General features: G+C 39.6%; 20 protein-coding genes and 1 pseudogene. 6 read left to right on the forward strand and 15 right to left on the reverse strand.

Features of this window, described 5'->3' with window-relative positions; translation table 11 throughout:
* Window positions 1–167: 167 nt before the first annotated feature.
* Window positions 168–515, forward strand: a complete 348-nt coding sequence (locus tag EZL74_RS02200) for a toxin-antitoxin system YwqK family antitoxin (protein WP_131474950.1) — start codon at window positions 168–170, stop codon at window positions 513–515.
* Window positions 516–581: 66 nt separating this feature from the next.
* Here EZL74_RS02200 and EZL74_RS02205 read toward each other — a convergent pair whose 3' ends face one another.
* The 3 genes from EZL74_RS02205 to EZL74_RS02215 form a co-directional block, all read right to left on the reverse strand.
* Window positions 582–992, reverse strand: coding sequence for a BrxA/BrxB family bacilliredoxin (locus EZL74_RS02205; protein ID WP_131474951.1), 411 nt, complete (start codon window positions 990–992; stop codon window positions 582–584).
* A gap of 118 nt (window positions 993–1110) precedes the next feature.
* The gene (locus tag EZL74_RS02210) at window positions 1111–2259 is read right to left on the reverse strand and encodes a lycopene cyclase family protein (protein WP_131474952.1); all 1149 of its coding nucleotides are present in this window, start codon (window positions 2257–2259) and stop codon (window positions 1111–1113) included.
* A 2-nt stretch (window positions 2260–2261) separates the two neighbouring features.
* Window positions 2262–3005, reverse strand: coding sequence for a transporter (locus EZL74_RS02215; RefSeq protein ID WP_131474953.1), 744 nt, complete (start codon window positions 3003–3005; stop codon window positions 2262–2264).
* An 80-nt stretch (window positions 3006–3085) separates the two neighbouring features.
* On the opposite strand from EZL74_RS02215, the gene EZL74_RS02220 reads away from it, so the two are divergent.
* Together EZL74_RS02220 and EZL74_RS02225 are read left to right on the forward strand one after the other, a co-directional pair.
* Window positions 3086–3739, forward strand: coding sequence for a metal-dependent transcriptional regulator (locus tag EZL74_RS02220; protein WP_131474954.1), 654 nt, complete (start codon window positions 3086–3088; stop codon window positions 3737–3739).
* A 3-nt stretch (window positions 3740–3742) separates the two neighbouring features.
* A complete protein-coding gene (locus EZL74_RS02225) occupies window positions 3743–5620 on the forward strand; it encodes an Nramp family divalent metal transporter (protein ID WP_131474955.1) in 1878 nt (625 codons plus the stop codon).
* On the opposite strand, the gene EZL74_RS02230 is transcribed toward EZL74_RS02225, so the two are convergent.
* The 4 genes from EZL74_RS02230 to EZL74_RS02245 all read right to left on the reverse strand — a co-directional run bounded on the left by EZL74_RS02230 (window position 5617) and on the right by EZL74_RS02245 (window position 8836).
* On the reverse strand, window positions 5617–5742 hold the full coding sequence (locus EZL74_RS02230) for a FeoB-associated Cys-rich membrane protein (RefSeq protein ID WP_131474956.1): 126 nt from the start codon (window positions 5740–5742) through the stop codon (window positions 5617–5619). The two genes, EZL74_RS02225 and EZL74_RS02230, sit on opposite strands and share 4 nt — an antisense overlap.
* Window positions 5742–7844, reverse strand: a complete 2103-nt coding sequence (gene feoB, locus EZL74_RS02235) for a ferrous iron transport protein B (protein ID WP_131474957.1) — start codon at window positions 7842–7844, stop codon at window positions 5742–5744. The genes EZL74_RS02230 and feoB overlap by 1 nt, the downstream gene beginning before the upstream one ends.
* 6 nt (window positions 7845–7850) lie before the next feature.
* A complete protein-coding gene (locus EZL74_RS02240; protein ID WP_131474958.1) occupies window positions 7851–8087 on the reverse strand; it encodes a FeoA family protein in 237 nt (78 codons plus the stop codon).
* 74 nt (window positions 8088–8161) lie between these two features.
* Window positions 8162–8836 carry an SCO family protein gene (locus tag EZL74_RS02245; protein WP_131474959.1) on the reverse strand — a complete coding sequence of 225 codons (675 nt, stop codon included), beginning with the start codon at window positions 8834–8836 and terminating at the stop codon, window positions 8162–8164.
* A 140-nt stretch (window positions 8837–8976) separates the two neighbouring features.
* On the opposite strand from EZL74_RS02245, the gene EZL74_RS02250 reads away from it, so the two are divergent.
* The gene (locus EZL74_RS02250; protein WP_131474960.1) at window positions 8977–11031 is read left to right on the forward strand and encodes a M13 family metallopeptidase; all 2055 of its coding nucleotides are present in this window, start codon (window positions 8977–8979) and stop codon (window positions 11029–11031) included.
* A gap of 27 nt (window positions 11032–11058) precedes the next feature.
* Here EZL74_RS02250 and EZL74_RS02255 read toward each other — a convergent pair whose 3' ends face one another.
* From EZL74_RS02255 to EZL74_RS02270, 4 genes are read right to left on the reverse strand one after another with little or no spacing between them, the layout of a single operon-like run.
* The gene (locus tag EZL74_RS02255; RefSeq protein ID WP_131474961.1) at window positions 11059–11304 is read right to left on the reverse strand and encodes a CBU_0592 family membrane protein; all 246 of its coding nucleotides are present in this window, start codon (window positions 11302–11304) and stop codon (window positions 11059–11061) included.
* A complete protein-coding gene (locus EZL74_RS02260) occupies window positions 11301–12104 on the reverse strand; it encodes an NAD(P)H-binding protein (RefSeq protein ID WP_131474962.1) in 804 nt (267 codons plus the stop codon). The genes EZL74_RS02255 and EZL74_RS02260 overlap by 4 nt, the downstream gene beginning before the upstream one ends.
* Window positions 12101–14488: a M20/M25/M40 family metallo-hydrolase gene (locus EZL74_RS02265; protein ID WP_240034543.1), complete on the reverse strand. Its 2388-nt coding sequence runs from the start codon at window positions 14486–14488 to the stop codon at window positions 12101–12103. The genes EZL74_RS02260 and EZL74_RS02265 overlap by 4 nt, the downstream gene beginning before the upstream one ends.
* Window positions 14489–14498: 10 nt before the next feature.
* On the reverse strand, window positions 14499–14849 hold the full coding sequence (locus EZL74_RS02270; RefSeq protein ID WP_131474963.1) for a hypothetical protein: 351 nt from the start codon (window positions 14847–14849) through the stop codon (window positions 14499–14501).
* Window positions 14850–15156: 307 nt separating this feature from the next.
* On the opposite strand from EZL74_RS02270, the gene EZL74_RS02275 reads away from it, so the two are divergent.
* On the forward strand, window positions 15157–15489 hold the full coding sequence (locus EZL74_RS02275) for a single-stranded DNA-binding protein (RefSeq protein WP_131474964.1): 333 nt from the start codon (window positions 15157–15159) through the stop codon (window positions 15487–15489).
* Window positions 15490–15505: 16 nt separating this feature from the next.
* A complete protein-coding gene (locus EZL74_RS02280) occupies window positions 15506–15943 on the forward strand; it encodes an HRDC domain-containing protein (RefSeq protein ID WP_161971679.1) in 438 nt (145 codons plus the stop codon).
* A gap of 79 nt (window positions 15944–16022) precedes the next feature.
* On the opposite strand, the gene EZL74_RS02285 is transcribed toward EZL74_RS02280, so the two are convergent.
* From EZL74_RS02285 to EZL74_RS02300, 4 genes and pseudogenes are all read right to left on the reverse strand, one after another.
* Entirely contained in the window at window positions 16023–16649 is a 627-nt protein-coding gene (locus tag EZL74_RS02285) for a chloramphenicol acetyltransferase (RefSeq protein WP_131474966.1), read from the reverse strand.
* Between the two features lie 2 nt (window positions 16650–16651).
* Window positions 16652–17341 (reverse strand): HAD family hydrolase, encoded by a 690-nt coding sequence (locus tag EZL74_RS02290; protein ID WP_131474967.1) that lies wholly within the window; start codon window positions 17339–17341, stop codon window positions 16652–16654.
* Between the two features lie 12 nt (window positions 17342–17353).
* The gene (metG, locus tag EZL74_RS02295; RefSeq protein ID WP_131474968.1) at window positions 17354–19438 is read right to left on the reverse strand and encodes a methionine--tRNA ligase; all 2085 of its coding nucleotides are present in this window, start codon (window positions 19436–19438) and stop codon (window positions 17354–17356) included.
* 291 nt (window positions 19439–19729) lie between these two features.
* Window positions 19730–19946, reverse strand: a pseudogene (locus EZL74_RS02300) (integrase core domain-containing protein); the annotation flags it as partial.

Genomic DNA, 19946 nt, shown 5'->3' on the forward strand with positions numbered 1-19946 from the left:
GTTATTGCTGCTGAAAGGCTTGTATTTTGATTTAAATTAAGCTCCGGAATCAGATTTCCAATGTTAAATTTTTACTCAATGTTACCAAATTGTTAAGTAAAAGTTTTTTTAATGTAAATTAAAGAGTAACTTTGAAACATAATATCAAGCAATTAAAACCTACGACTATGAAAAAGCTATTAATTTTAGGCGCATTAATCTTTTCAGGATTCACATTTGCGCAAGCGGTAAAGCCAGTATTAGAACAAGAAGGCAATTTGGTTAAGGCAACTTACTACTACAATAACGGTCAGATACAGCAACAGGGATACTTCAAAGACGGAAAACTGGAAGGAAAATGGGTTGCTTATGATCAACAAGGTAACAAAGCATCAATGGGAGAATATACCAACGGACAAAAAACCGGAAAATGGTTTTTTTGGAATGACAAAGCGCTAAGCGAAGTGGATTATTCAAACAGCAGAATTGCTTCTGTAAAAGCCTGGAAACAAGACGCATTGGTAAACAGAAATTAGCATTAATTTTATTTCCAAATAAAAAAAGGAACTCAAATGAGTTCCTTTTTTTATGATTCGTTTGAATTAACAAAATTCAGCATAAGCATCTTTCAGGTTTTCGGCAATCATTTCAGCCGGACGGCCTTCGATGTGGTGACGTTCTAACATGTGTACTAATTCACCGTTTTTGAACAAGGCCATACTTGGAGATGAAGGAGGAAAAGGGAACATGTGTTGACGGGCAGCATCAACGGCTTCTTTATCAACTCCGGCGAAAACCGTTACCAAATGGTCTGGTTTCTTAGCTCCGTCTAGACTCATTCTCGCGCCCGGACGTGCATTACGTGCAGCACAGCCACAAACCGAATTAATTACGACTAAAGTAGTTCCATCTGCTTTGAGTGCATTTTCAACCTCGGCGGCAGTATATAATTCCTGAAAACCAACTTCGGCCAACTCGGCGCGCATTGGTAATACCATTTCTTCTGGATACATAATTTTGACTATTAGATTTTAGATATACGAAATTAGATTTTAAAAATCTGTTGCAAAGATAATGAGAATTCTAAAGTGATGTTTTAAAGAAGTCATAAAGATTTTCGATGTCTTTATTTCAAAACCTGAAGCGAAGTATTCTTTGCAGGAAAGCTTTAATAAAAAGACCTTTAGGACATTTCCAGATTACGTGTAAATCTTCCCAAAAAGAGGTTTCTTCGTCCAAAAACTTGAAGATTACGGTTGGATTTCCTTTTTGAAACATGGCTGAAAAAATACGGGAACCTAATTCATTTTTTTTGTTGAGTATATCCAGCAACAGTAAATCGTAAAACCAAAACTTAGTGGTTTTGTGAAATTTTCTGAGGTCGGTTTCTGTGATGAGAAATTGTACCAAAGCCTTTGATTTTTTTATGGTAGAGGCAAATGTGTAACCCGTACTGGCTTTTGTCCAGCCACCGGCCGAACCGATATTGAGGATGTTTTTTGTGTTTTGGTTCCAAAAAGGATAACAGCTCATCGGGATACTGCCTTGTTCTTTTTCCATTAATTCATAATTAGTTACTCCCAGTTTTTGAAGGTAGTTTTTTATTTCGGTTTCATATTCTTCTTTGGGCAGCAATTCTTTTGAGAATAAAGTATATTCTAATAAGGCTTCTGTTTCTGAAGTGGGCAGTACATACATGAATCGAGTATTGCCTTTTTGAGTGACCGAAAAATCCATGAAAGTTGCACATTCCGGATTGAAAATGACCTCTTTGCTTTTGATGAACCAACCCACAAAATGCTGTTGTATCAGCGGATATTTGGTTTGATTCTTAACTTTTTGCGGATTAAAAACGGAATTGAAAATTTGATTGCAACTGTAACTTTCAGTTTCGGTTTTCACTACACAAAGGTTGTCCAATTCTTGAAAATCAATTACTTTTTGATTCACAAAATGGATGTTTTTTTGTTTGGCAATTAAATCAAAAACCAGACGGTAAAAGTCAAGCCCTTTCACCATTTTATATTGATAAGGGTTTAACATCATGGCTCTTTCAAAATTCTCGTTTTTGAAATAAGCAGTGTCCCATTTTTTAGAAACTATAGTATCAAAGTTCTTGTTTTCATCCCAAAAACACCAAGTACGGTCGTTGGTTTGTTTCGGATTTTCATCTAACAATAAAATCGTTTTATCTTCAAATTTTCCGGAGCGTATCATTTCATAAACCGTCATCAGCGCCGCTAAGCCTGTACCTGTAAAAATGTAATGATAGTGTTTCATATTTAATATCTGAATGAAAATCCTAATGCAAAATAATATTCAGGAGCGATATCGGTAAGACCCACACCCGAAGACAAATCTACCATAAAATTATCGGTAATCAAATAGGTCATACCTCCGTCAAGATTGTGATTGGCGCTCTCTGCTTGCGACGCAAATCCAAATACTTCGGTATAAATGCCCAGCTTGTCCGTAACTGCCAATCCTGTTGTCAAGGTATATACATAGGTGGGCAACGGTGTGATGCCATCCCATTCACAACCCAGATTGTAGCCCAAAGTCATCTTGTCGGAAAGGGTGTGCTGCATAGTGAATCGGAATTCCGGGGCTGAAAAATCTTTCTTAAAATTTGATGAAGCTGCATGAGGTAAAGACATATGTCCTATGAAAGATGTTTTGGGGATGAGGCCACTTTCTTCACAAAGCCTGACTTTAAATCCAATCCAAACAGGAGATAGACCGAAAGACTTTTCATCATTTGTTTTTTCGTAAACCAATTCGGTTATCAGGCGGACTTCCAAATTTTCATTTAAGCCGTATTTCCAAAGTGTTGAAGGCAAGTTCCAGCTTTGGTTTTGCAAATTATTTTTTTGAAATGTAAAGCCTGTTTCAGCCTGAAACATTCCTTTGGGCACAATAGCCGGTGTTTCCGTTTGATCGGGACGATCGGCTTCTATAGGTTTTGATTTTTGAGCAAAACAGGTTGTTGTTAGGCAGAATACCAGCAGTAATATTTTTGGTTCCATAAATTAATTTTTAGACAAAACTAAAAATATATTTCTATTTCCAAAACAATCACTATTTTTGTCACATCAAAAACGAGAGTATGACTTATTCTGAAGAAAATTATTTGAAGATTATTTACCATTTGTCAGTAGTTTCCAAAGCGGATATTTCTACCAATGCTATAGCACACGAAATGCAAACCAAAGCTTCTTCGGTGACCGATATGTTGAAAAAATTGGCCGAAAAAGAATTGGTGAGTTACCAAAAATACCAAGGGGTTTCGCTCACGCAAAAGGGTTTCTTTGCCGCCAAAATGATTGTGAGAAAGCACCGTTTGTGGGAAGTTTTTTTGGTCGAAAAATTAAACTTTACCTGGGATGAAGTGCATGAAATTGCGGAAGAGTTAGAACATATCCAATCGGATAAACTGATTAATAAACTGGATGAGTTTTTAGATTTTCCGTCCAAAGATCCACACGGTGATCCGATACCGGACAGAAATGGAAATCTCCCCAAAGTAGAAAAGCAGTTGCTCTCCGAATTAGCTATTAACAAAACCGGGATATGTGTGGGTGTAAAAGATTCGTCAACAAGTTTTTTACAATATTTAGACAAGCAAAAAATAGCATTGGGAACCCAAATAAAAGTTATTGAAAAGGAAAGTTTCGACAACTCGTTAACTATAGAAATCAACGGAAACAAACTTTTAATCACCAATAAAATAGCCGGTAATCTTTTTGTTAAAACGATTTAAAGTATGAGCAAATCAAAATCACTTGAGGAAGTAAATGAGTCGGTAGCTACCGAAGGGAAAGCCACTGGTTTCAGAAAAATATTGGCCTTTCTTGGACCTGCCTACTTGATTAGTGTTGGGTATATGGATCCCGGCAATTGGGCTACGGATATCGCAGGTGGAAGTCAGTTTGGCTACGCTTTAATCTGGGTTTTGCTGATGAGTAATATCATGGCCTTGTTGCTGCAGAGTCTGAGTGCCCGATTGGGAATAGTTACTCAGCACGATTTGGCTCAGGCCTCGCGCGAAACGTATTCAAAATTTGTTAATTACGTACTTTACTTTTTAGCCGAAGTGGCCATAGCCGCTTGTGATTTGGCAGAAGTATTGGGAATGGCTATCGGTATTAATTTGCTTTTCGGCATTCCGTTGATGGAAGGCGTTTTAATTACTGTTTTAGACACTTTTTTACTGTTGTTTTTAATCAATAAAGGCATCCGAAAAATGGAGGCATTTATCATTGCTTTGGTAGCCATCATTGGGTTTTCTTTTGTTTTTGAAATGATATTTGCGCAGCCCGAAGTGGGAAAAATATTTGCAGGTTTGGTGCCGAGTTTACCCAATTCAGATGCTCTGTATATTGCCATCGGAATTATTGGTGCTACAGTGATGCCACACAATTTGTACCTGCATTCTTCCTTGGTACAAACCCGAAAATTTGACAGAAGTGATAAAGGCATCAAGCAGGCACTGAAATATAATTTTATCGACAGCACCATTGCTTTGAATCTGGCTTTTTTTGTCAATGCCGCTATTTTGATTTTGGCTGCTGCCGCATTTCATAAAAACGGAATGTTTAACGTGGCCGAGATTCAGGATGCGCATCAATTATTAGCTCCGTTGCTAGGAACACAGTGGGCTCCTATTTTATTTGCAGTGGCACTTATAGCTGCCGGACAAAGCTCAACCATTACCGGAACTCTCGCCGGACAAATCATCATGGAAGGCTATTTGAATTTAAGGATTCAGCCATGGGTACGTCGCATCATTACTCGGTTAATTGCTATTGTTCCTGCTGTAGTTGCGATTATGTATTTTGGCGAAAGCGTCACCGGAAAACTCTTGATTTTAAGTCAGGTGATTTTGAGTTTACAGCTCGGTTTTGCTATTATTCCTTTGATTCATTTTGTGAGCGATAAGACCAAAATGAAAGGCTTTCACATTAGTAAAACTACTCAAATTGCCGCATGGTTAATTGCTACTACAATTGTTTCCTTGAATGCCAAATTGGTTTTTGATGAAATCAAAGGCTGGCTCGAAAGTTCTGAAAATCCAACAGTGCTCTGGTTTACGGTAGTTCCTTTGACCATTGGTTTTTTGATTTTGTTACTCTACATCATCTTTGAACCTTTTGTGGCGAAAAGTAAAAAAGGAATTGATAACCATTCGCCTCACACTTTATTGCTGAAAATAGAGAAGCATAAAAATTACAAAAAGAAAAATATTGCCGTTTCGGTTGATTTTTCCACTGCCGATGAAAAAGCCATCTTACACGCTTTAGATTTGGGTGGAAAAGAGGCTAAGTATACCTTAATTCACGTAGTCGAAACCGTAGGAGCCATGTTCTACGGAAATAAAATCAGTGATCATGAAACTACTATTGATGAAAAGTTATTGCAGGATTACCACAACATGATTCAAGAGAAAGGTTTTGAAGTAGAAACCAAATTAGGCTTTGGAAAACCCGGGAAAATCATCCCGAAAATCATCAACGAAGGCAACTATGATTTGTTAATTATGGGAACCCACGGTCACACCGGATTTAAAGACTTAATTTTTGGTACGACAGTAAATAATGTGCGTCACCGAATTGACATACCGCTTTTCTTGGTGAAATTCTAATGACAACTACAATCGTCTTTGCCACACCCTTTTTTAGATTTTTTGGAGCCGATGAATTTTTGTCCCAAAAAACCAATGGCAATGCCAAGTGCTACGTAAACTAATATTTCCTGAATGTTCATTATTTTAAAACTTGAAACGCAATAAGCGCAGTTATATAAGCAAAACCGCTCATAAATACCAACTGGATCAATGGCCATTTCCAGGAATTGGTTTCTTTTTTTACAATAGCCAAGGTGCTGATGCATTGCATGGCAAAGGCATAAAACAGCAATAAAGATACCCCGGTAGCGAAGTTGAAAACCTTTTTACCATCGGGATATACTTCGGCTTCCATTCGGTTTTTGATGGTGGTTTCCTCGCTGTTGTGGCTTCCGACACTATAAATAGTGGCTAAGGTCCCAACGAAAACTTCACGCGCGGCAAACGAACTTACCACGGCAATCCCAATTTTCCAATCATAACCCAAAGGGCGTATAATTGGTTCTATCGATTTTCCAATGATGCCTATGTAAGAGTGCTCCAGTTTGTAGGAACTGATTTCGTCGGCAATGTAATTGGCATCGGTTTGTTTTTCAATTTTGGCTTTTTCCAGCACTATCGATTCTGCTTTTACAAAATCTTTCTTAGGACCGTGAGAGCCCAAGAACCATAGAATAACAGATAAGGCTAAGATTATTTTCCCGGCACCGAAAACAAATGCCTTTGTTTTTTCAATTACGTTGATGGCTACATTTTTGAACAGCGGCAATTTGTAATTGGGCATTTCTACCACGAAATACGATTTAGTTTTCAGTTTCAGAGATTTGTTTAAAATAAAAGCCGAAAAGATCGCCATTCCGAAACCAAGAAGATATAAAATCATCAGGGTGGCACCTTGTAAACTGAATAATCCCAAAAGTCTTTTTTCGGGAATGATTAAAGCAATGATGATGGCATAAACCGGTAAACGAGCCGAACAGGTAATAAACGGAGTAACCAACATGGTAATCAATCGCTCTTTCCAGTTTTCAATATTTCGGGCACTCATAATGGCCGGGATGGCACAGGCTGTTCCCGAGATAAGAGGCACAACGCTTTTGCCCGAAAGACCGTAGCGACGCATGATTTTGTCCATCAGGAATACTACCCTACTCATGTAACCACTTTCTTCGAGCACCGAAATGAAGAGGAATAAGAAAGCGATTTGCGGAATAAAAATCACGATGCCACCAATACCCGGAATGATTCCTTCGCTTATTAAATTGGTAAATTCACCCGGCGGCAGTTGGTTTTTGGCATAAGCAGCCAAGTCGGCAAATGTTTGGTCAATGAACTCCATAGGAACACTCGACCAATCAAATATAGATTGAAAAATGAGTAATAATATCCCAAAGAAAATAGCATAGCCAAAAATTTTATGAGTCAGGACCTTGTCTAGTTTAGAACGCAAATCAGTGGCATTTGCGGTATCTATTTTTTGTCCTATTTTTAAAGTTTCATTGATGAATTGGTAGCGCTTGATGGTTTCTTTTTGCTGCAGTCGTTTTAAATCGGAATGCGATTTGGTAAACGAACTTCGGATTTCATTTCGATCCAAATTCAAAAAGTTAACATCCTGCGTTATGACCAGCCAAAGTTTGTAAAGCAATTGGTTCGGGAAAGCTTTTCGAAGTTTATCAAAATACTCTACATCAATAACCGAAGCATTCAGGCAAGGTTCTGTAGATAACGATTTGTATTCAACAATCTGCTTTTTTAATTCTTCAATCCCAATTCCTTTTCGGGTACTTACCAAAACGATTTTGGTTTTTAATTGTTCTTCCAGATACGGAATGTCCAATGTAATTCCCTTGGGTTTCATTCGATCAGTCATGTTGATGACTAAAATCGTAGGGATTTCTAAATCTTTGATTTGGGTGAAAAGCAATAAGTTTCGTTTCAGATTTTCAACATCTGTAACTACTACGGCTACATCAGGGTAGAGTTTGTCGTTTTTGTTCAGCAACAACTCGATGACAACATTTTCATCAATCGAACTGGCGTTTAAGCTGTATGTTCCCGGTAAATCAAGAATATTGGCTTTGATATTATTGGGCAGTTTAGAAAAACCCAATTTTTTTTCCACAGTAATTCCGGGATAGTTTCCCACTTGTTGATTCAGACCCGTAAGTTGATTGAATACCGAGGTTTTTCCGGTATTGGGATTTCCGATTAAAGCTACTGTGATGTTTTGAATGCTCATCTTTTGTTATTTCTCATGAATTTCAACCTCAATCTCACGAGCGGTTTCTTTTCGGATAGCCAAATGAGAGCCGTTGTTTACATTCAAATATATGGGATCGCCCAGCGGTGCAATTTGAATAATTTCCAAATCGTTATCGGGCAAACAGCCCATTTCTAGGAGCTTGAGCGGAATTTTATCCAAATCAACATTAAGAATCGTTGCCTTGGCTCCAATGGGTAATAAATCAACAGTGGTTTTCAATGCTTATTTAGATTGAATTAAGATTGCAAAAATAGGCATAAAAAAAGAATATCAACTGATAAATGTCAGTTTAACTAATTTTTATCTTCCTTGCAAAGCAAATCAATGTCGTCTAAGAGTCGTTTGATTTCTTCTTTTTTAGTACCGTCGTAAAATCCGCGAACCCTTTTGTGAGCATCTACCAGTACAAAGTTTTCGGTATGCACCATATCATACAATTCATCGGGTTTGCCCAATTTTACTGCCAAATACGATTTTCGGGCCAGACTGTAAATGTCTTTTTTATCGCCGGTAACCAAGTTCCATTTCGAATCAACCACTCCTTTTTCTAATGCATATTTTTTGAGTACAGGAACGCTGTCAATTTCGGGAGTTACGGTATGCGAAAGCAACATAACTTTTGGGTTGTTTAAAATGGCCTTTTGCACATCAACCATATTAGCGGTCATTTTCGGACAAATGGAACCGCAAGTGGTAAAGAAAAAATCGGCCACGTAAATTTTCCCTTCGTAGTCTTTTTGTGTGATGACTTTCCCGTTTTGATTGATGAATGAGAAATCGCCTATGGTGTGGTATTTTTCAACATACTGCATCGTACTGTCAACCAATTCCGGGTTTACATCCGCCGGATTGTATATTGGCAACACTTTGCCGGGTTTGAGAACATGGTAAAACAAGGAAACGGTAATGACGGAAAAAACCAAAAAAGTTCCAATGAGAATTCGGTATTTCTTTAGGATGGGCAACATGTCTTTTTTTTGCAAAAATACAAAAGCAAGTGCTAGCTTGTAACATTTAAAAGTTAATAAAGACTTATCTTTTCCTGATAAAAAGTTTCTTTTGCTTCAGAATCTATAAATTTACAACCTTAACAAACACAAATCGATTTATGAAAATAAATGCTATTTCAAAAACGTTGTTGGCCGCTCTGGTACTTGCCGGAGTTTCGGAAAGCAACGCACAAAAAAAGACCCCCGGCATCGATACCTCTTTAATGGATAAAACGGTGAGTCCTTCAACTGATTTTTTCAAATTTGTAAACGGAACCTGGTTGAAAAATACCGAAATTCCTGCTGATAAAACCCGTTGGGGAAGTTTTGATGAATTGCGTCAAAACACAGACAAAGACGCTTTGGCTATTTTAAAAGATGCTGCCAAAAATCCAAAATACCTTTCCAATACCGATCAGGGTAAAGCCATCAACATGTACAAATCAGTGATGGATACTGTGGCCAGAAACAAACAGGGGATTACTCCTTTAAAACCGTATTTGGCTAAAATTAATGCAGTGAAAAACATTCAGGATTTGCAAAAACTGATGATGGAGCAGGAAGCTGTAGGAGGCGGAGTAGGTTTCTTTGGTGTTGGAATCGGAGCGGATGAAAAAAACAGTAACCGTAATATAGTAAGCTTAGGACCCGGCCCACTGGGACTTCCTGATAGGGATTACTATGTTTCCGACGACAAAGATTCAAAAGAAAAACGTGAAAAATACGTACTGCATGTAGCCAAAATGCTGCAGTTTTTAGGAGAAAAACCGGAACAAGCCAAGGCAGATGCCGATAGAATTTTGGCGCTTGAAATCCAAATGTCTCAACCCAGATTAGACCGCGTAGAACGAAGAGATGCCCGTAAACAATACAATCCTACAGCAATTGCCGATTTGCAGAAAATGTTGCCGGTGGTGAAATGGGATGATTATATCAAAGGAGTAGGCATTGCCAAATTAGACACCATCATCGTATCGCAACCCCGATACATGGCTGCTTTGCAAACTATTTTTACCGAAAACAAAGTAGAATCGTGGAAAGCTTACATGCGTTGGATGCTGCTCAGAAGTTCGGCAGGACAATTATCAACCGATATTGAAACCGCGAATTGGGAATTTTACGGTAAAACATTAACCGGGGCATTGAAACAAAGACCGCGTCATGAAAAAGCACTTCAGGTAGTTAACGGAACGGTAGGTGAAGCCTTAGGAAAATTGTATGTCGAAAAAATGTTTCCGGCTGAAGCCAAAGAAAAAGCTTCAAAAATGATTCAAAACATCATCAGAGCTTACAAAAAAAGAATCAATAATTTAGCTTGGATGTCTGAGGCAACTAAAACCAAAGCCATCGAAAAGTTGGATAAACTGACCATTAAAATTGGGTATCCTGATAAATGGGAAGATTATTCTGCTTTAACAGTAAAAAGTCCGGAAGAAGGCGGTACTTATTTTGACAACATCAAAAACGTTTCACAATGGAGTTGGAAAAAAGATTTGGCGAAATTGGGCAAACCGGTAGATAAAACCGAATGGGGAATGTCACCGCAAACAGTAAACGCCTACTACAATCCTTCTTACAACGAGATTGTTTTCCCGGCAGCTATTTTACAACCTCCTTTCTATAACTATCAGGCGGATGAAGCGGTGAACTACGGTGGAATCGGAGCAGTTATCGGTCACGAGATTTCTCACGGATTTGACGACGAAGGTTCAAGATACAACGCGGAAGGTAATCTGGTAGATTGGTGGACTGCTGAAGACTTGAAACAATTTACGGCTTTGGGAACTGCTTTGGCCGACCAATATTCGGCTTTGGAACCACTTCCCGGAATTCACGTTGATGGTAAATTTACTTTGGGTGAAAACATCGGTGACTTGGGCGGAATCAATGCTGCTTACGACGGATTACAGTTGTATTTAAAAGAAAACGGAAATCCGGGCTTGATTGACGGCTATACGCCTGAACAGCGTTTGTTTATCTCCTGGGCTACCATCTGGAGAAGCAAAATGCGCGATGAAGCCATCAAAAATCAGGTGAAGACTGACCCACACTCACCGGGAATGTACAGAGCTTATGTGCCTTTGTTAAATTTAGATACGTTCCAAAGAGCCTTTGGTATTAAACCGGGTGATGGTATGTATTTGGCACCGGATAAGCAAGTAAAAATTTGGTAAGAATTTAAACCACAAAAAAACCTCAAGTTATGCTTGAGGTTTTTTTATACTTTTTACTAAAGCAATAATGCTGATAACAGCCCAAGTGCCTTCAAGAACCACGAAGGGCCAAAACGAAATCAGATAAGAAGAAAAACAGGCAATCGCGCCACCGAAAATGTTCAGTACATAAAACAAGTTTCCGTCTTTTTTGATTAACGAAAAAATATTCAGGAAATAGGCAATCAATATTAAGCTGACTCCAATCGTCCCGACAATATCTGTTGTACTCATAAATTAGGTTTTTTAAAGGTGTAATTCAGTTCAGATTCTATGAGGTTCCCCTGAATTATTTTTCCGGCAGAAATCCTATTTTCACTAAACCCGGGCAAAGGTAATCCTAATTCAAGAGCTTTTTGAGTGTAGTAGTATTTTCTTGTCGGATGAAATGGCGCTACAGCATTGAACGTTTGTCCCCAACATTTTTCTTCGATTATGCTTTCAATGATACCGATGCAATCCTCCAGATGGATAAGATTTATGGGGGCTTCAGGATTTTCAATGTTGTCCTGCCCGGACAAAAAATGAACCGGATGACGGTCTTCGCCTATCAAACCACCAAAGCGAACTACTGTGGTTTTAAAGTTAGAATTGCGATGTAAAAGCAACTCCGTTTCCAGTAATTGCCGACCGCTTTCGGTATCGGGTTTGGGTTGGGTTTCTTCGGTAACAATATTGTTGTCGTCCGGATATACGGCGGTTGAACTCACGAAAATCACTTTTTCAACGGAAGATTGCTCGATAAAGGAAGTCAGATTTTCCATTTTTTTTACAAAATTCTCAGCAGCTAATCCCCTCAACTTTGGCGGAATATCAATAATCAGAATTTCGCTTTGGTCGAGTAATGATTGGATAGCACCTTCAATCATGGATTCTTTTACCTCTATTTGAAAAGCCTTGATTCCGGCTGCTTCCAAAACAGGAATTTTTGCTACCGATGTAGTGGATCCTTTTATCGAAAAACCTTTTTTCAGTAATGATTTTGCCAATGGCAATCCCAGCCACCCGCAACCTAAAATGCTGATTTGTTTCATGGTTGTAGTGAGTCAACAGCAATGGTTAAACTGTCTTTGACCGCCTTATTTCTCTTGAAAGCAGGTTTCACCTCCACTGCTTTGGGCGATGGTTTTATTTGTTGCTTGAGAATTACGGCATCGTTCAATACGAAAGGCGTCGGCATCATCCAGTTTTTTCGTTTGGCCAAATTAAACTGTGGATGACTCATCAAATCAAAGGAACTTTCGAGTAATTCCAAATCCAGTTTTTCTTTTGCATTGATTGAAAATTCAATTTCCAGCGGAAGATTGCCTGTTACATAATACGTCAGCAGTTTACCAGTGGTTTTAGAGGCAATGTTGCTGTTAAAGTTGATGGACTGCACCCCGTTTGCTCTGAAATTATGCAACTGAATGCTATTGTTGGAAAAAATATCGTACCGGTTGACATTTCTGTTTGGGGTAATCCTGATTTTGTATAAATGTTGGTTGCCTTTAATGGTATCGCGTAAAAATTCGATGGTGGGTTTGTTGATGTTTTTAACCGGAGCTTCGGCCATGAAGGTGAATTCCGAACCGTATTTACTGTATAATTTATCCGAATTAAGAGTCGTAGCAGGCTTAGGATTTTCGCCTAAAAAACTTTTCGTCCATTCATCTAAATTAGTGTCGTATGTCGCCCAATTGGCTTTGTTTGTATCGGTATTCAAGAGATAAACCAAACTATTGGGTTTGGCTTTTTTATTTGTATAATCGGCAGATTGATGGGCTTTGATGAAAAATCCCAGTGCTACTGCAAAACAAAGTCCGGCCCAAATTCCTTTTTGTGAAAACGAACCGAAAATCGGCAACAATAACGTAAAGGCCAAAACGGTCAGTATGGAACTGCCAAACATAATCTTCAATCCTAACCCAACCGGGAACATGGTGATAAACGGAACAATAATGATTACGGTTGGAACCGCTAAGAAGACATTGAGCAGCCAGCGTGATTTTTGCGTAAGCACAAAAAAACCTAACATTAACGAACTGCTCAGCACCGGTATGATTAAAAATCCGGCTCCCGGCAACTGCAAGGCGATGCCCAGATTGATCAAAATCCAAAGAAATAAAGGGGCAACCAGTTGACTCATTTCAGGATTTCTTTTACTGTCATTTTGATAAAAAAGAAAACAAATCGCTAAGGTCAAACTCACAAACGCATAAATATAATCGTGACCGTTATAGGTAAATCCTTGGAGAATGTCGTTGTATTGCGGATTAAAATGCAACAGCAACTTCCAACCCACATAAGTCACCAAACCGGCGGTTGCCATTGCTCCGAAAAGCGGAATAAATCCTTTGATAATTTCATCTACCCGCATCGTTCTTTTGCCTAAACCGATGAAAATAAACAACGCAAACAAAATGAAAGCAATGACCAGCATCGGTAAAATCCAGGCAAACGGATACGTCACAAATCCAAACGGAACGTTGAAATAAACCTGATCTTCGGTTGAATTTAAGTCGGTGAGATCGGCGTTTGAAAAATACTGCAACAGCGGAAACAGGTAGCTTCCTTGGTGCGCGAGCGTATTTCGATCTAAATTCTCGTAATTGTCCTGTTGGGTATGGTAATTAAAATGACTGTCGATGAAAGCAAAATTAAACCCCTGTATTTTTCCCGATTCTTTGAAGACGGTCAGATCGGTATCATTCGGCAACATTTTATAAATGCTGTACATCAGTGAATTTGAAACAGGATATGTTGCTTTTCCGGCTTTGAAAGCCTCTACCATTTTGGCGTTGCCTTGGTTGGTTTCCATCAACATATAACTCGGACCCGAAGAACCGCGCGCTTCAAAATTGAGTGCCAATCCCACTTCTTTGGCCCATTGGTGTTGTGTTACAAATAGTGCAGCACCATTTAAACCCAGTTCTTCCGCATCTGTAAACAGTATGATGACATCATTCTTATGTGCTGTTTTGTTGTGCAAGAAAGCCCGTATGCTTTCCAGTATCGTAGCCACACCACTGGCGTCATCGCTGGCGCCTTTTGAGAATGAATGCGGGGCACTGTCGTAATGTGATAAGAGCAGTAAAGCTTTGCCATTAGTAGACCCTTTGATGCGGGCCAAAATATTTTTCGATTTGACCAAAGTTCCCTTTTCGGTCATGGTAAAACCCTCCTGAACAGATGGCTCCAGTCCCAAATTTCGCAAAGCCATTTGCAGATAATTGGCTACTACTTCATGGTTTTCCGAACCTACAAAATGGGGTTTAGCCGACATTTTTTTGACAGTTTCCAACGCACGCTGAGTGGAAAATTCCGAAAGCGGTGCTTCGGTTTTATCATAGCACTGCGGCATCATGAAGTAATACACCCCAAAAATAAGTGCCGCAAGCACCAAAAGCGAATAAACAGAAGCGTAGTTTTTTCTCATCAGGATAAAATTAGTGTTCTTTTTTGACCAACATAAAGAAGTCGTTTTCCAGCAAACGATACCCCTGGTCGTACACAAAATAATAAGTGTTGCCGTTTGCGGTGTTCAGAATATTAGTAAAGAAATCAAAATCAAAACCTTTACTCAGCAATCTTGATTTGGTGGTTTTCGATTTTCCTTCCACGTTCAACTCCATTAAAATGCGGTAATTTTTGCGCAACTTGTTGTTGATGTTCCGCATGTAATTGGTGCTGTCCTTATTGATTTTGTTATTATAGGCATTCCGACAACCGTCGCTGCAGAACTTTTTGTCCTCGCGACCCACAATTTTTTCGCCACATTCTAAACAAGTTTTTTGCATGTTTTTTTAATTACTGTTGCAAGTTAGGAGCGAATGGCTTGGGCTTTATCTGTTAGCTGTTTTCCTGCTGTCCGCTCTACTTCGGTGCCGCTCCCATCAGGGCTAATAGAGAATTGTCTTTTGTGTTTGTTGTCTTTTTCTCAACCAAATATAAGAAAATATTTCCGTTTACAAACGGTTACAAATAGTTACAACCGAAAGTAAATGAATAACAACCGAATAATTTTCGTCAACCACTGCAACTTTGCCTCGTCGGAAATGAGAAACCGACAACGTAACATAACAATAACATTTAAATTGAAACGCCATGAATGCCATGAGAAACAAAGTACAGTTAATCGGTCACGTAGGACAAGAACCGGAAGTAAAAACCTTCGAAGGAGGCAAAAAAGTAGCCAATATTACTATCGCTACAAACGATTATTACACCAATGACAAAGGAGAAAAAGTAGAACAAACCGAATGGCACCGTGTAAGTGCTTGGGGAAAAGTAGCTGACATCATCGAAAAGTATGTCACCAAAGGCAAAGAAATTTGCATAGAAGGCAAGCTAACCCACCGCAGTTATGAAGATAAAGACGGTGCCAAACGCTACATTACCGAGGTTGTGGCCAATGACATCCTGTTGTTGGGAAAATAAACGCCAACCGGAAATCATGAACATTAAAGTCTTCAACATTCGGCTCAACAAAGAATTTTGTCAGGCCGATCAAGACCGAATGAATGAATTCCTGGATCGTGTTGAGGTCAAATTAACTTCGACCAATTTTGTCACAACAGGAACTACAGATTTTTGGTCGGCCACGGTTTTTTATGTGCCCAAATCAGCTCAGGAAGCTGACGGGAAAAAGTTTACAGAAGCAGATTTGTCGCAACAAGAACTCAAAATTTTCACCGCTTTACGCCAATGGAGGAATGATTTAGCTCAAAAACTGGATTGGACTGCTTTCAGAATTTGTCATAATTCGCATTTAATCGCGGTTGCTAAAAGGAATCCCCAAACGATGCATGAGTTGGAAAGGGTGCCGGGATTCGGAAAAGCAAGAACCGAGAAATACGGTGATGATATACTAGCCGTATTAAATGCGCTTTAAAACCGGAAGCAATAAAGGCGGAGAAATAGCATTTCTCCGCCTTTTCTATTTTTGAACATTTTGTATCAAAATCCGAAAGTCATGAACGATTCATCTCTTCCTGAAAGTGATGAATGAGTTCTCCCACGTGATAGCCGTCAATTAAACCGTGGTGCACATGAACGGCCATTGTCATGGTCTTTATACCGTTCTCTTCGGTCATTTTTCCAAAAGAAATTTTAGGACAACTGTCGGGAAATGTAAAACTACGGGCATGGGAATAAGCACTGAAGTTGATCCAGGGCAAAGCCGAAAAGTGAATCAAATTAATTTCGAAATCACGGGTTATCAAACCCGGTGTTGCCTTTACTCTTTCAATTTCTTTTCGCGTAATTTCTGCAAATTCAAATAAGTCTTCCGCGAATGTCATCAACGAAAACCCAAATGTTTTATCGTCCCTCAAAATAGTCGCCGAAACGTCTATAGTGTCGTACAGGTACACTTCATCTTCAATTATTCGGTAACGGAAATTTTCTACAGCGTTGACGGCAAGCAAAGTTTTATGTAAATAATAGGTAAAAAAGGAAATGCCCAGTTCTTTTGCTTTTGCATAGGCTTTGGTGCAGTCTATAGTAGTGGTAATGCCAAAAAACGGCTCTTCCATTTGTTTAAAAAACAGGAAATGCTCTTTTCGGTTCCAAGTATCGAGGTTGAGTTTCTGTCTCACTTTTATGGTAATAATATGGGCAGTACTTCAGTTATTTTTTCTAAAGCCCTAAAATTAGGATGTTCTACTTTGTGACTGATTTTTTCGTGTTCCCAAGTCGTGTGAAACGGAATGTGAACGGCGGATCCTCCAATGTTCAGCACCGGCAAAACATCAGATTTCAGCGAATTGCCAATCATGAAGAACTCTTCGGCTTTGATTTCCAAACGCTTTAACAAATCTTCGTAGTCTTTCTCTTTTTTGTCTGACATCACCTCGATGTGGTGAAAATAATGGCCCAACCCGGAGTTGTGCAATTTTCTTCTTTGGTCCAACAAATCGCCTTTGGTGGCCACAACCAGTTTGTATTTGCCTTTTAAGGCTTCCAACGTTTCTTCCACGCCCTCGAGCAATTCGATAGGCTTCTGTAACAGTTCTTTTCCGTATTCCGTAATTTTTTCAATGACCTCGACCGAAATGGTGTTGTTTGAAATTTTCATTGCGGCTTCAATCATCGAAAGGATATACCCCTTGATGCCATATCCATACAATTCCAAGTTGCCGATTTCGGTTTTGAACAACTCCTGTGACAAGCCCTGATGAGATAAATAATCGCTCATCAAAGCGCAGAATTTCTCTTCCGTTTCCTGAAAATACGGTTCGTTGACGAACAAAGTGTCGTCGGCATCGAAAGCAATTACTTTTAAGTTCATAGCTGGTGTTTTTTAACTAATCAAAGCGCCATTTTTTACGCCCTCACCCTCGGGGTTGACAAAAACCAACTTGCCTTCGGCATCGTTGGTCATCAGGATCATTCCCTGACTTTCCACACCACGTAAGGCTCTCGGGGCTAAATTCACCAAAACCGTTACGCGTTTGCCAATTACTTCTTCCGGAGAAAAATGTTCGGCTATACCCGACACGATGGTGCGAACGTCAATGCCGGTATCTACTTTTAACACCAAAAGTTTGTTGGCTTTCGGCATTTTTTCAGCTTCCAGTATGGTGCCGACACGCAAGTCTAATTGGGCAAAATCTTCAAAAGTTGCCGTGGCTTTTTGGGGTTCAACAACTTGGTTTTCCATTACATTGGCTTTTTTAGTGGCTTCGAGTTTGTCTATTTGTTTCTGAATTTCGGCATCTTCAATTTGGGCAAATAAAATTTCAGCTTCGCCAATTTGGTGACCGGCCGGTAACAAGTCTGAGGTTTCCGAAACGGAACTCCACGGGATATTGGTTTTTAAAATAGAGCTGAGTTTTTTCGCTGTAAACGGCAAAAAGGGTTCGGCCAAAACACTCAGTGCTGTGGCTATCTGCAGCGCGACATACATTTGTGTCTGTACACGTGCCGGGTCGGTTTTTACCATTTTCCACGGTTCTTCGTCGGCTAAATATTTGTTTCCTAAACGCGCTACATTCATCAATTCGCCTTGCGCCTCGCGGAAACGGTAGCGTTCTATCGAAGAAGCAATTACCGCCGGATAGGCTTTTAATTCGGCCAACGTTTGTTCGTCAACTTCGGTCAATTCATTCGGTGTAGGGACAATACCATCGTAATATTTGTTGGTCAGCACCACCACGCGGTTGATGAAATTGCCAAAAACGGCCGCTAATTCGTTGTTGTTTCTCGCCTGAAAATCTTTCCAGGTAAAATCGTTGTCTTTGGTTTCGGGTGCGTTGGCTGTCAGGGCGTAGCGCAATACATCCTGTTTGCCTGGGAAGTCTATTAAATACTCGTGCAACCAAACCGCCCAGTTTTTTGAAGTGGAGAGTTTGTTCCCTTCCAGATTCAAAAATTCGTTGGCCGGAACGTTATCCGGTAAGATGAAGCTGCCTTCCGCTTTGAGCATGGCCGGGAAAATGATGCAATGGAATACGATGTTGTCTTTTCCGATGAAATGCACCAGTTTGGTGTCGGCATCTTTCCAGTACGGTTCCCAGTTTTTACCTTCGCGAGCCGCCCATTCTTTGGTAGAAGAAATGTAGCCGATGGGCGCATCAAACCAAACGTATAACTTTTTGCCTTGAGCTCCTTCTACCGGAACGTCGATGCCCCAGTCTAAATCACGGGTTACGGCGCGGGGTTTTAAGCCATCGTCTAACCATGATTTTACTTGTCCCAATACGTTCACTTTCCAGTCTTTAGCATGGTCTACCAAAATCCATTTTTGCAGGAAATCCTGGTAGCGGTCCAACGGCAAAAACCAGTGTTTGGTTGATTTTAATATAGGCGTTTCTCCGGTAATGGTTGATTTCGGATTGATCAAATCCGTGGCGTTTAGCGTAGAGCCACAGCGTTCGCATTGGTCGCCATAGGCTTCCGGGTTTTCGCATTTCGGACAGGTTCCGGTTACGAAGCGGTCGGCCAAAAACTGGTCGGCTTTGGCATCGTATAATTGTTCGGTCACTTCTTCGATGAAGTCGCCGTTATCGTATAATTTTTTAAAAAACGCCGAAGCGGTTTCGTGGTGAATTTTGGAGGAAGTTCGCGAATAATTGTCGAATGAAATACCAAAATCGGAGAAAGACTGCCGAATGATGCCGTCGTATTTGTCAATTACCTGTTGTGGTGTGATGCCTTCTTTTTTGGCTTTCATGGAGATGGCTACCCCGTGTTCGTCGCTTCCGCAAATGAAGGCCACATCTTTTCCCTGCAGGCGCAGATAGCGGGCATAAATATCGGATGGCACGTAAACTCCGGCCAAGTGACCGATATGGATTGGGCCATTCGTATACGGCAATGCCGCGGTAACGGTATATCGTTTAGCTTCGCTCAGATTGGCAAAGCCTCGGGTTTGATTTTCTAACATAATCGATAAGAATAGAGTGCAAAAATAAGTCTTTTACACCGAAATCATAACTTTTGCAGTCATTATAGTTTGGAAAAAGATTGTGATTTCTGATTAGAAACGGCAAGTCTGTTTTTTATTTTACATAATGGTTTTCATACACTCCTCATACATTATCTATGCCTTTGGTATGCTTTATCCATACCCCAACCATGCGTAATACGACAAAGTGACCCGTCCTAAAATAACTATACAGGTTATTAAATAAATCCTATTATAGCTATACAAATATACTTTTTAATCCTAAAGTTGCTATACAATTGCTTTTTCATGATTAAAACTTCTATTATAGTTTTTCCATCTCTTGTTTAATATTTCTGATTGTAAATGTGCTTGGTTAGGGGTTAAATAATCACAACTGGCATGTGGCCTTAGTTCATTATAAGACTTAATGCTTTTACTTATTCTATGTTTTGTTTGATCAAAGCCTAATGAGCTACTGTAAAGGTTGAACTCTGTTTTAATGATG

This window comes from Flavobacterium silvisoli, assembly GCF_004329815.1.
GTDB lineage: Bacteria > Bacteroidota > Bacteroidia > Flavobacteriales > Flavobacteriaceae > Flavobacterium > Flavobacterium silvisoli.

Bases quoted from the DNA above. Each gene is read 5' to 3' on its own strand.
- EZL74_RS02250 (WP_131474960.1), top strand. From the start codon at position 8,977: ATGAAAATAAATGCTATTTCAAAAACGTTGTTGGCCGCTCTGGTACTT.
- metG (WP_131474968.1), bottom strand. From the start codon at position 19,438: ATGTTAGAAAATCAAACCCGAGGCTTTGCCAATCTGAGCGAAGCTAAA.
- EZL74_RS02220 (WP_131474954.1), top strand. From the start codon at position 3,086: ATGACTTATTCTGAAGAAAATTATTTGAAGATTATTTACCATTTGTCA.
- EZL74_RS02245 (WP_131474959.1), bottom strand. From the start codon at position 8,836: ATGTTGCCCATCCTAAAGAAATACCGAATTCTCATTGGAACTTTTTTG.
- EZL74_RS02210 (WP_131474952.1), bottom strand. From the start codon at position 2,259: ATGAAACACTATCATTACATTTTTACAGGTACAGGCTTAGCGGCGCTG.
- EZL74_RS02215 (WP_131474953.1), bottom strand. From the start codon at position 3,005: ATGGAACCAAAAATATTACTGCTGGTATTCTGCCTAACAACAACCTGT.
- EZL74_RS02200 (WP_131474950.1), top strand. From the start codon at position 168: ATGAAAAAGCTATTAATTTTAGGCGCATTAATCTTTTCAGGATTCACA.
- EZL74_RS02260 (WP_131474962.1), bottom strand. From the start codon at position 12,104: ATGAAACAAATCAGCATTTTAGGTTGCGGGTGGCTGGGATTGCCATTG.
- feoB (WP_131474957.1), bottom strand. From the start codon at position 7,844: ATGAGCATTCAAAACATCACAGTAGCTTTAATCGGAAATCCCAATACC.
- EZL74_RS02275 (WP_131474964.1), top strand. From the start codon at position 15,157: ATGAATGCCATGAGAAACAAAGTACAGTTAATCGGTCACGTAGGACAA.
- EZL74_RS02290 (WP_131474967.1), bottom strand. From the start codon at position 17,341: ATGAACTTAAAAGTAATTGCTTTCGATGCCGACGACACTTTGTTCGTC.
- EZL74_RS02265 (WP_240034543.1), bottom strand. From the start codon at position 14,488: ATGAGAAAAAACTACGCTTCTGTTTATTCGCTTTTGGTGCTTGCGGCA.
- EZL74_RS02205 (WP_131474951.1), bottom strand. From the start codon at position 992: ATGTATCCAGAAGAAATGGTATTACCAATGCGCGCCGAGTTGGCCGAA.
- EZL74_RS02270 (WP_131474963.1), bottom strand. From the start codon at position 14,849: ATGCAAAAAACTTGTTTAGAATGTGGCGAAAAAATTGTGGGTCGCGAG.
- EZL74_RS02225 (WP_131474955.1), top strand. From the start codon at position 3,743: ATGAGCAAATCAAAATCACTTGAGGAAGTAAATGAGTCGGTAGCTACC.
- EZL74_RS02255 (WP_131474961.1), bottom strand. From the start codon at position 11,304: ATGAGTACAACAGATATTGTCGGGACGATTGGAGTCAGCTTAATATTG.
- EZL74_RS02280 (WP_161971679.1), top strand. From the start codon at position 15,506: ATGAACATTAAAGTCTTCAACATTCGGCTCAACAAAGAATTTTGTCAG.
- EZL74_RS02230 (WP_131474956.1), bottom strand. From the start codon at position 5,742: ATGAACATTCAGGAAATATTAGTTTACGTAGCACTTGGCATTGCCATT.